Origin of the sequence: Streptomyces lanatus (genome assembly GCF_014655715.1) — a bacterium.
Taxonomy (GTDB): Bacteria; Actinomycetota; Actinomycetes; order Streptomycetales; family Streptomycetaceae; genus Streptomyces; species Streptomyces lanatus.
In genome coordinates this window covers 619,280-633,309 of the sequence record NZ_BNBM01000003.1, presented here as the reverse complement: position 1 = coordinate 633,309, position 14,030 = coordinate 619,280, and the positions used below count along the sequence as shown (strand labels likewise).

The window sequence follows — 14,030 nt, the reverse complement described above, 5'->3', positions numbered from 1 at the left end:
CACCACCCCGCAGGACCCACCTCCCCACAGCCATCCGCCCACCCACGTTGACGCGGACAGGAGCGGTCATGCCCGCCATGCACCACCAGTCGTCCACACCCCCCGAGCCCCATGCCGATGCGCCCCCGGCCCCGCGCACCGTCACCGCGGACCCCGGACCGCCCGCTCCGGCACACCCCCCCACGACCGACCTGGCCGGCGGAGTCGGGCGCATACCGGTGCTCGACGTCCGCCCGATCGTGCAGCAGGGGCGCAGGCCCGCGAAGGCGGTGACCGGCGAGACCTTCGAGATCTCGGCGACCGTGTTCCGCGAGGGCCATGACGCCGTGGCCGCCGACGTCGTGCTGACCGACCCCGAGGGCCGCCCCGGGCCCTGGACCCCGATGCGCGAACTCGCCCCCGGCACCGACCGCTGGGGCGCCGACGTCACCGCCGGCGAGCCGGGCCACTGGACCTACCGGGTCGAGGCGTGGGGCGACCCCGTCACCACCTGGCGGCACCACGCCCAGATCAAGATCCCGGCCGGGATGGACACGGAGCTGGTCCTGGAGGAAGGCGCGCGACTGTACGAGCGCGCCGCCGCCGGGGTGCCCGAGGACGCGGGGCGACCATTGATCCTCGCGGCCGCCGAGGCACTGCGCGACGAAGACCGCCCGGCGGCCTGGCGGTTGGCGGCGGCGCTGACGCCCGAGGTCGACGCGGTGCTGGGGCGCTATCCGCTACGGGATCTGGTCACCGCCTCGGACCCGCTGCCGCTGCTGGTCGAGCGGGAACGGGCCCTGTACGGGTCCTGGTACGAGTTCTTCCCCCGCTCCGAGGGCACGGCCGACCGGCCGCACGGCACGTTCGAGACGGCCGCGCGCCGGCTGCCCGGGATCGCCGCGATGGGCTTCGACGTGGTCTACCTCCCGCCGATCCACCCGATCGGCACCACCTTCCGCAAGGGCCGCAACAACACCCTCTCCGCCGGTCCGGAGGATGTCGGGGTGCCGTGGGCGATCGGCTCCCCCGAGGGCGGCCACGACGCGGTCCACCCCGACCTGGGCACGATCGAGGACTTCGACCGCTTCGTCGCACGCGCCGGTGAGCTGGGCCTGGAGGTGGCCCTCGACTTCGCCCTGCAGTGCTCCCCGGACCATCCCTGGGTGGACAAGCACCCGGAGTGGTTCCACCACCGCGCCGACGGGACGATCGCCTACGCGGAGAACCCGCCGAAGAAGTACCAGGACATCTACCCCATCGCCTTCGACGCCGACATGGACGGCCTGATCGCCGAGACGCTGCGGGTGCTGCGGCACTGGATGGACCACGGGGTGCGGATCTTCCGGGTCGACAACCCGCACACCAAGCCGGTGCTGTTCTGGCAGCAGGTGATCGCGGACATCAACCGCACCGACCCCGACGTGATCTTCCTCGCCGAGGCCTTCACCCGCCCCGCGATGATGCACACCCTGGCCCAGACCGGCTTCCAGCAGTCCTACACCTACTTCACCTGGCGCAACACCAAGCAGGAGCTGACCGAGTACCTGACGGAACTGTCGGGCGAGGCGGCGGCCTACATGCGGCCGAACTTCTTCGCCAACACCCCCGACATCCTGCACGAATTCCTCCAGCACGGCGGCCGCCCCGCCTTCGAGGTCCGCGCCGTCCTCGCCGCCACCCTCTCCCCCACCTGGGGCATCTACAGCGGCTACGAACTCTGCGAGAACACACCCCTGCGCCCCGGCAGCGAGGAATACCTCGACTCGGAGAAGTACCAGATCCGCACCCGCGACTGGGACACCCCGGACACCATCGCCCCCCTGATCACCCGCCTCAACACCATCAGGCGTGAGAATCCGGCCCTCCGGCAGCTGCGTGACCTCCACTTCCACCACGCGGACCAGGACGCGGTGATCGCGTACTCGAAGCGGCAGGGCTCGAACACGGTTCTGGTGGTCGCCAACCTCGATCCTCACCACACCCAGGAGGCCACGGTCTCGTTGGACATGCCGCAACTCGGCCTGGACTGGCACGAGTCGGTGCCGGTGCGCGACGAGCTCACCGGCGAGACCTATCACTGGGGCAGGGCCAATTATGTGCGCCTCGAGCCGGGCCGCGCGCCCGCGCACATCTTTCGTTTTCTGCGACCGTCCACCCCGCAGATCGGAGGGTCACCCACAAAATGATCGTCAACGAGCCCGTTCAGGACACCTTCGAGGACACTCCTGCCAAGGATCGTGACCCGGATTGGTTCAAACGCGCCGTCTTCTACGAGGTCCTGGTCCGTTCCTTCCAGGACTCCAACGGCGACGGTGTCGGCGACCTCAAAGGCCTCACCGCCAAACTCGACTATCTGCAATGGCTCGGCGTCGACTGTCTGTGGCTGCCGCCGTTCTTCAAGTCACCGCTCAGGGACGGCGGCTACGACGTATCCGACTACACCTCGGTGCTGCCCGAATTCGGTGACCTCGCCGATTTCGTGGACTTCGTGGACTCCGCCCATCAGCGCGGTATGCGGGTCATCATCGACTTCGTCATGAACCACACGAGCGATCAGCACCCGTGGTTCCAGGAGTCGAGGAAGGACCCGGACGGCCCGTACGGCGACTACTACATGTGGGCCGACGACGACAAGCAGTACGCCGACGCCCGCATCATCTTCGTCGACACCGAGGCCTCCAACTGGACCTTCGACCCGGTCCGCAAGCAGTACTTCTTCCATCGCTTCTTCTCCCACCAGCCGGATCTCAACTACGAGAATCCGACCGTGCAGGAGGAGATCCTCTCGGCGCTGAAGTTCTGGCTGGACCTGGGAATCGACGGATTCCGGCTGGATGCCGTGCCCTATCTGTACGCGGAGGAGGGCACGAACTGCGAGAACCTTCCCGCCGCGCACGAGTTCCTCAAGCGGGTGCGGAAGGAGATCGACGCCCACTACCCGGACACGGTGCTGCTGGCGGAGGCCAACCAGTGGCCGGAGGACGTCGTCGACTACTTCGGCGACTACGCGGGCGGCGGCGACGAATGCCATATGGCGTTCCACTTCCCGGTCATGCCGCGGATCTTCATGGCGGTGCGGCGGGAGTCGAGGTACCCGGTCTCGGAAATCCTCGCGAAGACCCCGGCGATTCCCTCCGGCTGCCAGTGGGGCATCTTCCTGCGCAACCACGACGAGCTGACCCTGGAGATGGTCACCGACGAGGAACGCGACTACATGTGGGCGGAGTACGCCAAGGACCCCCGCATGCGCGCCAACATCGGTATCCGCAGGCGACTGGCCCCGCTCCTCGACAACGACCGCAATCAGATCGAACTGTTCACCGCCCTGCTGCTGTCGCTGCCCGGCTCGCCGATCCTGTACTACGGCGACGAGATCGGCATGGGCGACAACATCTGGCTCGGCGACCGGGACGCCGTCCGCACCCCGATGCAGTGGACACCGGACCGAAACGCGGGATTCTCGTCGTCCGACCCCGGGCGGCTGTATCTGCCGACCATCATGGACCCGGTCTACGGCTACCAGGTGACGAATGTCGAGGCGTCGATGTCCTCGCCGTCGTCGCTGCTGCACTGGACCCGCCGAATGATCGAGATCCGCAAGCAGAACCCGGCGTTCGGACTCGGCACCTACACCGAACTCCAGTCGTCGAATCCGGCCGTGATCGCGTTCCTGCGTGAATACGAGGACGATCTGGTGCTGTGCGTGAACAACTTCTCCCGTTTCGCGCAGCCGACGGAACTCGATCTGCGGAGGTTCAATGGGCGACATCCCGTCGAGCTGTTCGGCGGGGTGCGTTTCCCGGCCATCGGTGAGCTCCCGTACTTGCTGACGCTCGGGGGCCACGGCTTCTACTGGTTCCGGCTGCGCAAGGACGCCGCCTGAGAGCCCGGCGGGGCGGCGGTTTCCGCCGCCCCGCCGGGGGCACGCAGAAGTAACACCCCGACCGCCCGGGGAAAGGACGCGACGCCATGTCGGAAGCCGTCACCCGTACCGTCACCACTTCGCCCGGCCTCCTTGCGTCACTGGATCCACTGCTGCGGGAGTGGCTGCCGCGGCAGCGCTGGTTCGCGGGCAAGGGGCGTCCGGTCACCGGGTTCTCGCCGGTCGCGGCCACCGAACTGCTGCCGCCCGGCGGCAAGCTGGGCCTGTACCACCTGCTGGTGCGCGCCCATCAGCCCGTCACCCCCGTGCCGGGCGCCCCCGAGCCGCCCGCCGACTGCTACCAGCTCCTCATAGGGGAGCGCGAGGCGTTGCCGCCTCGGCTCGCGCCCGCCCTGATCGGACATGTCACCGAGGGCCCGCTCGCCGGACGCACGGTGTACGACGCCCTGCACGACCCCCGCCCCGGCGAACTGCTCCTCGAAGCCCTGCGCACCGGGGCCCGCATCGGCGCGCTGCGCTTCGAACGGGACGGGGCCCAGGAGATCCGCTCCGCCCTGGTGCCGCGTCTGGTCACCTCCGAGCAGTCGAACTCGTCGGTCGTCTACGGCGATACGTTCATCCTGAAGCTGTTGCGCCGGGTCGTGCCCGGCGTCAACCCCGACCTGGAGCTGCCGCTCGCGCTGGCCCGCGAGGACTGCGACCGGGTGCCCGCGCCGACGGCGTGGTTCCATGCCGACCTGGCCGGCGAGTCGTACGTACTGGGTGTGCTGCAGCCCTTTGTGCAGGGCGCGGCGGACGGCTGGGAGCTGGCGCTGCGCGAGCTGGCCAAGGGCGAGGACTTCGCCGCCGAGGCGCGGGCGCTGGGGCGTGCGACCGCCGAGGTGCACATGGCGCTGGCCCGTACGCTGCCGACCGTGACCCTGGGGCACACACAGGTGCAGCACCTCGTCGACGGCATGGTCGAGCGGCTGGAGGCGGCCACGCAGGCGGTGCCGGCGCTGCGGCCGTACGCGCCGGGTCTGCGTTCCGCGTTCGAGGCGCTGGCCGGCCTCGCCGCCGAGGGCCGTACCTGGACGGCCCAGCGCATCCATGGCGATCTGCACCTCGGGCAGTGCCTGCGCTCACCCGGCGGGCGGTGGTGGCTGATCGACTTCGAGGGCGAGCCGTCGAAGTCGCTGGCCGAGCGCCGGATGCCGCAGCCCCCGGTGCGGGACGTCGCGGGCATGCTGCGCTCCTTCGACTACGCGGCCCACTCGGCCGACCTGCCGGTACCGGGCTGGGCCGACGCCTGCCGGGCCGCGTACTGCGCCGGGTACGCACAGGCAGGCGGCGCCGATCCGCGCACCGATCCGGTGCTGTTGCGTGCGTACGAGACCGACAAGGCGATCTACGAGGTCGTCTACGAAGCCCGTCACCGGCCCGACTGGCTCCCCGTGCCGCTGTCCGCGATACACCGTCTCGCCGCGGACACCGGCACCCCCGCTCCATCCCTCCCCTCATCCCCACCTGCGCCTAGGAGGCCCCGCCCGTGACCCCCCGCACCACTCCCTCCAGCGGTTCGCAACACCAGGACACGGCCGAGCAGTCGGCCGAGAAGACGAGCGTCGCCAAAAGGGCGACGACCAAGGCCGCGGAGGCCGCGGAGGCCGTGAAGAAGGGGACGGCGAAGAAGGCGGCGGCGGCGAAGGCCACCGGGCAGAAGAAGGCGGCCGCGAGCAAGGCGACCGCGAAGAAGGCCCCGGCGAAGAAGGCGGCCGCGAAGAAGACCGCGGCCAAGAAAGCCGTGGCGAAGAAGGCCACCGCGAAAAGCACGGCGGCGAAAGGCACGGCGGCGAAGAGCACCGCCGCCAAGAAGTCCGCTCCCGAGAAGCCCGCCGCCAAGAAGATCCCCGCGCAAAAGGCGACGCGGAAGAAGATCCCGGCGCAGAAGGCGGTCCCCTCGAAGGCCGCCCCGATGCCCGCCGAGCCGGTCGAGCCGGTCGAGCCCGTAGAGGTCGCCGTCTCGCCCGCTCTCGACGCCGCCGACCGCGATCGTCTGCTGACCGGCACCCATCACGACCCGCACGCCGTCCTCGGTGCGCATCCGGTCCCCGGCGGTGTGGCGTTCCGGGCCTTCAAGCCGTACGCCCTGTCGGTGACCGTCGTGGCCGGGAACCTGCGGGCGGAGCTGCACGACGACGCGGAGGGGTTCTTCTCGGGCCTGCTGCCGCTGCGGGAGGTGCCGGAGGGCTACCAGTTCCTCGTGGCGTACGAGGGCTCGGTGCAGGAGACCGAGGACGCGTACCGCTTCCTGCCCGCGCTGGGCGAGCTCGATCTGCATCTGATCGGCGAGGGCCGGCACGAGGAGCTGTGGAAGGCCCTCGGCGCCGAGCCGATGACCCACCAGGCCGTGACCGGCACCCGCTTCACGGTGTGGGCGCCGAACGCGCGCGGTGTCTCCCTGGCCGGCACCTTCAACTTCTGGGACGGCACGGGCTATCCGATGCGTTCGCTCGGCGGCACCGGGATCTGGGAGCTGTTCGTGCCCGGCATCGGCGAGGGCGAGCTGTACAAGTTCGAGATCACCCGGCCGGACGGTTCGAAGACGCTGCGCGCGGACCCGCTGGCCCGCCGGACGGAGGCCCCGCCCAACACATCGTCGATCGTGCACGCCTCGCGGTACGAGTGGGGGGACGCGGCGTGGCTGGAGCGGCGCGGGTCGGTGCCGGCGCATGAGGCGCCGTTCTCGGTGTACGAGGTCCATCTGGCGTCCTGGCGACCGGGACTGACGTACCGTCAACTCGCCGAGCAGCTCCCCGCGTACGTCAAGGACCTCGGCTTCACCCATGTCGAGCTGATGCCGGTCGCCGAGCACCCCTTCGGCGGCTCCTGGGGCTACCAGGTCACCGGCTTCTACGCGCCCACGGCCCGCCTCGGCACCCCGGATGACTTCAAGCATCTGGTCGACTCCCTCCACCGGGCCGGGATCGGCGTGCTGATGGACTGGGTGCCGGCGCACTTCCCGCGCGACGACTGGGCGCTGGCCGAGTTCGACGGGCGTCCGCTGTACGAGCACGAGGATCCGCTGCGCTCCGCCCACCCCGACTGGGGCACGCTGGAGTTCGACTTCGGCCGGCGCGAGGTGAGCAACTTCCTGGTGGCCAACGCCCTGTACTGGTGCGAGGAGTTCCACATCGACGGGCTCCGGGTGGACGCCGTCGCCTCCATGCTCTACCTGGACTATTCGCGCGAGCCGGGCCAGTGGGTGCCGAACGAGCACGGGGGCCGGGAGAACCTGGACGCGGTGGCGTTCCTGCAGGAGATGAACGCGACGGTGTACCGGCGGGTGCCGGGGGTCGTGACCATCGCGGAGGAGTCCACGGCGTGGGACGGCGTGACACGGCCGACGCATGTGGCTGGTCCCGGCGGCTTCGGCGGCCTGGGCTTCGGCCTGAAGTGGAACATGGGCTGGATGCACGACTCGCTGGAGTACATGGCGAAGGAACCGGTGCACCGCAAGTACCACCACAACGAGATGACGTTCTCGATGGTGTACGCCTACAGCGAGAACTACGTCCTTCCCATCTCCCACGACGAAGTGGTGCACGGCAAGCGGTCCCTGGTGTCCAAGATGCCGGGCGACTGGTGGCAGCAGCGGGCCAACCACCGTGCCTACCTGGGCTTCATGTGGGCCCACCCCGGCAAGCAGCTCCTCTTCATGGGGCAGGAGTTCGCGCAGGGCGCCGAGTGGTCGGAGGCCCACGGCCCCGACTGGTGGCTGCTGGACTCGGCGTACGGTGCGGAGCCCGACCACCGGGGAGTGCGGGACCTGATCCGCGACCTGAACACGGTGTACGTCCATACCCCGGCCCTGTGGCAGCGGGACACCGATCCGTCCGGTTTCCAGTGGGTGGTCGGCGACGCGGCGGACGACAACGTCTTCGCGTTCCTGCGCTACGACGCGGAGGGCGTCCCGCTGCTGGCGGTGTCGAATCTGTCGCCGGTCGTACGGCACGAGTACCGCCTCGGGGTGCCGGACGACGTCCCGGCCTGGCACGAGGCGGTGAACACCGACGCGGCGAAGTACGGCGGCGGTGACGTCACCAACCCCGACCCGGTCAAGCCGGAGCCCCAGGCCTGGCACGGCCGCCCGGCGAGCATCCGGCTGACGCTGCCACCGCTGGCCACGGTGTGGCTGCGACCGGCCTAGTTTCCTCGTCGACCTCAGACGCCGGACGGGCTGAGACCTGCCCGTCCGGCGTTCGGCGACGTCACGCCAGCGCCTGCGGCAGCCGGCCCGTGTGCAGCACCCCCAACCGCTGCGTCGCCCGGGTCAGTGCCACGTACAGGTCGCTGGTGCCGTACAGACCCGGCTCCACCACGAGCACCGAGTCGAACTCCAGGCCCTTGGACTGACGGGGGTCGAGCAGTACGACGCTGCGGGTCAGGTCGGGCTCGGTGCCTGCCGTCACCCCGTCCAGTCGGGCGGCCAGCCTGCGGTGCAGATGGCGTGGTGCGATGACCGCGAGGCGGCCCTCGGCGGGGGTGAGTTCCCCGACCGCCTTGGCGACGGCGCCGGGCAGGTCGTCGGTGGCGCGCACCCAGGGACGTACACCTGTGGACCGTACGGAACTCGGGGGTTCGAAGTCCGGGTTCTCGGCCCGTACGACCGCTGCCGCCAGCTCCATGATCTCGGCCGGGGTGCGGTAGTTGACGCCGAGGCGGGTGTGCTCCCAGCGGTCCTCGACGTAGGGCTCCAGGATGCCGCGCCAGGAGCCGACGCCCGCCGCCTCCGCCGTCTGGGCCGGGTCGCCGACCAGCGTCATCGAGCGGGTCGGGCTGCGCCGCATCAGCAGCCGCCAGGCCATCGGCGACAACTCCTGCGCCTCGTCGACGATGATGTGCCCGAACGCCCAGGTCCGGTCGGCCGCCGCGCGCTCCGCGGCGCTGCGGTGGTCGTCCTCCTCCTGGCGTTCGGCGAACCGCTCGGCGTCGATGATGTCGTGCGCGGAGAGGACCTCGGAGTCCTCCTCGTCCTTGTCCTCGAACTCATAGGTACGCGAGGCGTACGAGACGTCCAGCACGCCCTGTGCGTAGGCGACCTGCGTCTCCCGCTCCCGCTCGGCCAGCGCCCGCTTCACCCGGTCGTCCTCGCCGAGCAGTTCGGCCGCCTCGTCCAGCAGCGGCACGTCCGCGATCGTCCACGCACGCGTGACGGGCCGGCGGATCGCGGCCGCGTCCTCCTCGGGGAGGTGACCGAGGGGATCGGCGAGGAAGTCGGCGAGCAGGCGCTGCGGGGTCAGCCTCGGCCACAGCTGGTCGATGGCCGCCCACACCTCGGGGTTCTCGGCGATCTCGTCGCGGATCTGGGTGATGTCGCTCGGGTCGAGGAGGCTGCTGCCGTCGTACGGATCGGTGCCGACGCGCTCGGCGTACAGCTCGGTGAGCGTGTTGAGGATGTGCCCCTCGAAATGCTCCCGCGCCACGTTGTGCGGGAGCTTGGCGTCCCGGGTGCGTTCGCGGGCGACCCGCACCAGGTCGTCGTCGAGCATCAGGACCTCACGGTCGTGCTCGATCGCGATCACCGGGTCGGGCAGCGCCTGCCAGTCCCGTACGACCTCGGCGAGCACGTCCGCCATGTCGGCGCGGCCCTTCACCGCGGCCGCGGCGCGGCTGTCGGTCGCCGTCGCCCGCACTCCGGGGAACAGCTCGCCGATCGTCGCCAGCAGCACGCCCGTCTCGCCGAGCGCGGGCAGGACCTCGCCGATGTAGCCGAGGAAGGCGGGGTTGGGGCCGACGATCAGGACCGCGCGTTTGGCGAGGAGTTCGCGGTGTTCGTAGAGGAGGTACGCGGCGCGGTGCAGGGCGACGGCCGTCTTGCCGGTGCCCGGGCCGCCCTCCACGACCAGGACCCCGCGGTGCGGTGCGCGGATGATCTCGTCCTGCTCGGCCTGGATGGTCTGCACGATGTCGTTCATCCGGCCGGTGCGCGCGGAGTTGAGGGCGGCGAGGAGGACCGCGTCCCCGGTCGGGTCCTCGTGGCCCGTGCGCTCCTCGTCGCCCAGGTCGAGGATCTCGTCGTGCAGGTCGGTGACGGTACGGCCGTCGGTGGTGATGTGCCGCCGGCGCCTGAGCCCCATCGGGGTGTGCCCGGTGGCCAGATAGAAGGGGCGGGCGACATCGGCCCGCCAGTCGACGAGGATCGGGGTGTGCTCGGCGTCGTCGGTGCGCAGACCGATCCGGCCGATGTGGTGGGTGACACCGGAGGAGAGATCGATCCGGCCGAAGCACAGCGAGCCGTCCACGGCGTTCAGCGCGGCGAGCAGCCCCGAACGCTCGGCGACGAGGATGTCCCGTTCGAGGCGGGCCTGCATGGGCGTGTTGCCCTGGGCGAGCGCGTCCGTGACGGAGGACTCGGTGTCACCGCGCAGCGCGTCCACGCGTGCGTACAGGTCGTCGATGAATTCCTGCTCGCGCCGCATTTCACCGTCTTGAAATTCGGTGTTTGACAATTCCACTCCCGCCCGGATATACTGTGCTCACTGGACTTTACCGCGACCGAATTCACGCGAAGTCGCGAACCATTGAATATACGCAAAGAAATCCCCCGAGCGCAATTGCTCGGGGGATTTCTTTGTATCCGTTCAGGATCAGAGCACGTCGGACAGCTCCTCCAGCAACCGCCGCTTCGCCCGCGCCCCCACCATCGACTTCACCGGCTCACCACCGCGGAACACCATGAAGGTCGGCATGGAGAGCACCTTGTAGGCGTTCGTGGTCAGCGGGTTGGTGTCCACGTCCAGCTGCACCACCTTCAGCCGCTCACCCTCCTCCGCGGCCAGCGCGGTCAGCACCGGCCCCATCTGCCGGCACGGCGGACACCAGTCGGCGGTGAACTCCACCAGCACCGGCAGCTCCGCCCCGATCACCTCCGCCTCGAAGTCGCCGTCCGTCACCTCGGCCACACCCGCCGCCCTGATCACAATTCCCGCCCTCCCAGTTCGCACAACGGTGGTTCCCCTTCGCCCAGCGCCGCCAGCCGCACCCCGATCTGCGCCCGCACCGCCCGCAACTCGGCGATCAGCGCGTCGAGTTCATCCAGCTTGCGCCGGTAGACCGCGAGCGAGGCGGGACACGAGTCGCCCTCCGGGTGCCCGGCCCGCAGACACTCCACGAAGGGCCGGGTCTCCTCCAGGTCGAACCCGAAGTCCTGCAACGTCCTGATCTGCCGCAGCAGCTTCAGGTCGTTCTCGTCGTACGTCCGATAGCCGTTGCCGCCGCGCCGCGCGGGCAGCAGCCCCCGCGACTCGTAGTAGCGCAAGGTGCGCGTCGTGGTCCCGGCCCGCGTGGCCAGCTCGCCGATTCGCATGGGTACGAACGTAATCCTTGACGCCGACGTCAGGGCAATGGCCGCGGGGCGGCCCGCTCCGGAGAGCGGTCAGGAAGCCCGCCCCTTCACTCCCCCGGCGCGGCGGCGGTGCGGTCGAACCACTCCTGGGCCGCCTCCGGACGCCCCGTGAGCTGCAGGAGCAGCCCGGCGATCGGTCCGCGCACCTCGTCGCCCTCACCACGCGTCCACTCGATGTCGGTGGCGACCAGCCGGGCGTGCGGAAGCGGCCAGGGGCGGGGCGGGATCCGCATGGTCCAGACACGGTCGGCGGCGTCGCGGGCGGCCTGCGGGGGCATGGGGCGTACGCGGCCGAGGGCGAGGGCGATGTCCTGACCGTGGACGAGGATGTCGATGAGGGGTTCGCGGGGCGTGGTGGTGGGCGCGAGGCTGCGGGAGCCGATGGTCGAGCGGAGGTTGGCGACGATCTCGGCGACGGGCAACTGAGCCTCGCGGACCGCCGAGTCATGGATCATCCGGTTCCAGTCGCCGCGGGCGCGGACCATCTCCCGCAGACCGTCCCGGTAGCTGAAGCGCGCCGCCATGGTCAGATGCGCGGCCACGTCCCGGACCCGCCAGTCGCCGCACCGCGTGGGTGTCTCCCACTCATCGGGGCTCAGCCCGTCCAGGAGGTCGGCCAGGCCGGCCCGCTCCCGGTCCACGATCCGCCAGCGCTCGTCCACGTCCAGCACGACACCCACGGGAATCACCCACTCAAGTGGTAAGCTTCTCTGACTAAACTAGTCAGTGACTCTGACCAAAGTCAATGCGTTTGAGGAGGCCCGGACATGGTGGCGGAGAGCGAGCTCAACACGGGCGTGCTCCTGTTCCTCCCGTACCGGGCCCTGGAGAACCGCGTCTTCGCGGCCCTCGCCGAGTCCGGCTTCGACGACTTCACGCCCGCCCAGGCCCGCGTCATGCAGCGCATCGGCCCCGACGGCACCCGCCTGACCGAACTGGCCGAACAGGCCCAGGTCACCAAGCAGACGGCCGGCTTCCTGGTCGACCAGCTGGAGAAGGCGGGCTATGTACGCCGGGTACCGGACCCCACGGACAGACGGGCCCGCCTGGTGTGCCTGGCGGACAAGGCCCGGGCGGCCAAGGAGACGGCGGACCTTGTGGTCGCCGAGGTGGAGCAGGAATGGGAGGAGCACCTCGGGAAGCGGCGGACGAAGCAGCTGCGGGAGGCGCTGACGCTGCTGCGGGAGATCACGGATCCGTGGGCGTAGCCGCTGCGGAAACACCGTCAAGCGGGTGACCGGGCGGCTGAGTGACGGGGGAGCAACTCAGCCGCCCGGCGTATGTGGCCGGATGCCCGGCCCCGGTTCAGGCGGGGCCGGGCATCCGGAGTGAGGGGGGCCGAAGGCCCCTGAGGGCGGCGCGGGGAGCGACTACGCCTTGGCCAGCTCCTTCTCGCCACCCTGCTCGGGCACCTCGGCCGACTCGCCGCCACCACCGTGACCGTCGTCGTCCAGCAGGGTCTTCTCGTCGAACGGAATCTCACCGGCGAGCACCTGGTCGACCCGCTCGCGGTCGATCTCCTTCGTCCAGGTACCGATCAGCACCGTGGCGACGGCGTTGCCCGCGAAGTTCGTCAGGGCGCGGGCCTCGCTCATGAAGCGGTCGATGCCGACGATGAGGCCGATGCCGTCCACCAGGGCGGGCTTGTGGGACTGGAGGCCACCGGCCAGCGTGGCCAGACCCGCGCCGGTGACACCGGCGGCGCCCTTGGAAGCGACCAGCAGGAACAGCAGCAGCGGGATCTGCTCGCCGATCGACATCGGCGTACCCATGGCGTCGGCGATGAACAAGGACGCCATGGTCATGTAGATCATGGTGCCGTCGAGGTTGAAGGAGTAGCCGGTCGGGACGGTGATGCCGACCACCGGCTTGCTGACGCCGAGGTGCTCCATCTTCGCGATGAGGCGGGGCAGCGCCGACTCGGAGGAGGAGGTCGACAGGATCAGCAGGAACTCACGGCCCAGGTACTTGAAGAACGTGAGGATGTTCAGGCCGGCGATGACCCGCAGCAGCGTGCCGAGCACGATGAAGACGAAGAGGAAGCAGGTGACGTAGAAGCCGAGCATCAGTACGGCGAGGCTCTTCAGCGCGTCGAGACCGGCGGAACCGGTGACGGCGGCGATGGCGCCGAAGGCACCGATCGGCGCGGCCCACATCACCATGGCGAGGATGCGGAAGACGAGCCGCTGGATGTGCTGCACACCCCGCAGGATCGGCTCCCCGGTCGAGCCCATGGCCTGGAGCGCGAACCCGGCGAGCAGCGCGATGAGCAGGGTCTGCAGCACCGATTCCGAGGTGAACGCGGAGACGATCGTGGTCGGGATGATGCCGAGCAGGAACTCGGTGGTGTCCTTGGCCTCGGCGTCGACCTGCGCGTGACCGGCGTCCTTGACGGCGTCGGTGACGGCGAGGCCGGTGCCCGGCTCCAGGATGTTGCCGACGACGAGGCCGATGGCGAGGGCGACCAGCGACATCACGAGGAAGTAGCCCAGCGCGATACCGCCGACGGCACCGACCTTGGCAGCCTTCCGTACCGAACCGATACCGAGCACGATCGTGCAGAAGATGATCGGCGAGATCATCATCTTGATCAGGTTCACGAAGCCCGTACCGATGGGCTTCAGCTCGACCGCGAAGTCGGGTGCGGCCAGACCCACGGTGATACCGAGAGCCACCGCGATGATCACCGCGATGTAGAGGTAGTGGGTGCGGTCCCGTTTGGCCACGGGTGCGGCAGGTGCCGTATTCGGGGAACTGGCGGCGGCCACGGCTGCCCTC

The 14,030-nt window shown here is 69.9% G+C and carries 10 protein-coding genes; 5 read left to right on the top strand and 5 right to left on the bottom strand.

Annotation, left to right across the window (positions count from 1 at the left end; genetic code table 11):
- Nucleotides 1–68: 68 nt before the first annotated feature.
- The 4 genes from IE325_RS11865 to glgB all read left to right on the top strand — a co-directional run bounded on the left by IE325_RS11865 (nt 69) and on the right by glgB (nt 8,054).
- The gene (locus IE325_RS11865) at nt 69–2,168 is read left to right on the top strand and encodes an alpha-1,4-glucan--maltose-1-phosphate maltosyltransferase (RefSeq protein ID WP_190069749.1); all 2,100 of its coding nucleotides are present in this window, start codon (nt 69–71) and stop codon (nt 2,166–2,168) included.
- On the top strand, nt 2,165–3,865 hold the full coding sequence (gene treS, locus IE325_RS11860) for a maltose alpha-D-glucosyltransferase (protein ID WP_190069748.1): 1,701 nt from the start codon (nt 2,165–2,167) through the stop codon (nt 3,863–3,865). Before IE325_RS11865 ends, treS begins: the two co-directional genes overlap by 4 nt.
- Nucleotides 3,866–3,951: 86 nt before the next feature.
- Nucleotides 3,952–5,397, top strand: coding sequence for a maltokinase N-terminal cap-like domain-containing protein (locus IE325_RS11855; protein ID WP_190069747.1), 1,446 nt, complete (start codon nt 3,952–3,954; stop codon nt 5,395–5,397).
- Nucleotides 5,394–8,054: a 1,4-alpha-glucan branching enzyme gene (glgB, locus tag IE325_RS11850; RefSeq protein WP_190069746.1), complete on the top strand. Its 2,661-nt coding sequence runs from the start codon at nt 5,394–5,396 to the stop codon at nt 8,052–8,054. Before IE325_RS11855 ends, glgB begins: the two co-directional genes overlap by 4 nt.
- A 61-nt stretch (nt 8,055–8,115) precedes the next feature.
- Here the strand turns inward: glgB and IE325_RS11845 are convergent, their stop codons facing one another.
- The 4 genes from IE325_RS11845 to IE325_RS11830 all read right to left on the bottom strand — a co-directional run bounded on the left by IE325_RS11845 (nt 8,116) and on the right by IE325_RS11830 (nt 11,941).
- Nucleotides 8,116–10,326: a HelD family protein gene (locus IE325_RS11845; RefSeq protein WP_190069745.1), complete on the bottom strand. Its 2,211-nt coding sequence runs from the start codon at nt 10,324–10,326 to the stop codon at nt 8,116–8,118.
- 168 nt (nt 10,327–10,494) lie between these two features.
- A complete protein-coding gene (locus IE325_RS11840; protein WP_190069744.1) occupies nt 10,495–10,809 on the bottom strand; it encodes a thioredoxin family protein in 315 nt (104 codons plus the stop codon).
- 14 nt (nt 10,810–10,823) lie between these two features.
- Nucleotides 10,824–11,213: a MerR family transcriptional regulator gene (locus IE325_RS11835; RefSeq protein WP_190069743.1), complete on the bottom strand. Its 390-nt coding sequence runs from the start codon at nt 11,211–11,213 to the stop codon at nt 10,824–10,826.
- Between the two features lie 86 nt (nt 11,214–11,299).
- Nucleotides 11,300–11,941 carry a maleylpyruvate isomerase family mycothiol-dependent enzyme gene (locus IE325_RS11830; RefSeq protein ID WP_190069742.1) on the bottom strand — a complete coding sequence of 214 codons (642 nt, stop codon included), beginning with the start codon at nt 11,939–11,941 and terminating at the stop codon, nt 11,300–11,302.
- A gap of 78 nt (nt 11,942–12,019) precedes the next feature.
- On the opposite strand from IE325_RS11830, the gene IE325_RS11825 reads away from it, so the two are divergent.
- The gene (locus IE325_RS11825; protein ID WP_190069741.1) at nt 12,020–12,460 is read left to right on the top strand and encodes a MarR family winged helix-turn-helix transcriptional regulator; all 441 of its coding nucleotides are present in this window, start codon (nt 12,020–12,022) and stop codon (nt 12,458–12,460) included.
- A 162-nt stretch (nt 12,461–12,622) separates the two neighbouring features.
- On the opposite strand, the gene IE325_RS11820 is transcribed toward IE325_RS11825, so the two are convergent.
- Nucleotides 12,623–14,020 carry a cation:dicarboxylate symporter family transporter gene (locus IE325_RS11820; protein WP_190069740.1) on the bottom strand — a complete coding sequence of 466 codons (1,398 nt, stop codon included), beginning with the start codon at nt 14,018–14,020 and terminating at the stop codon, nt 12,623–12,625.
- Nucleotides 14,021–14,030 lie beyond the last annotated feature (10 nt).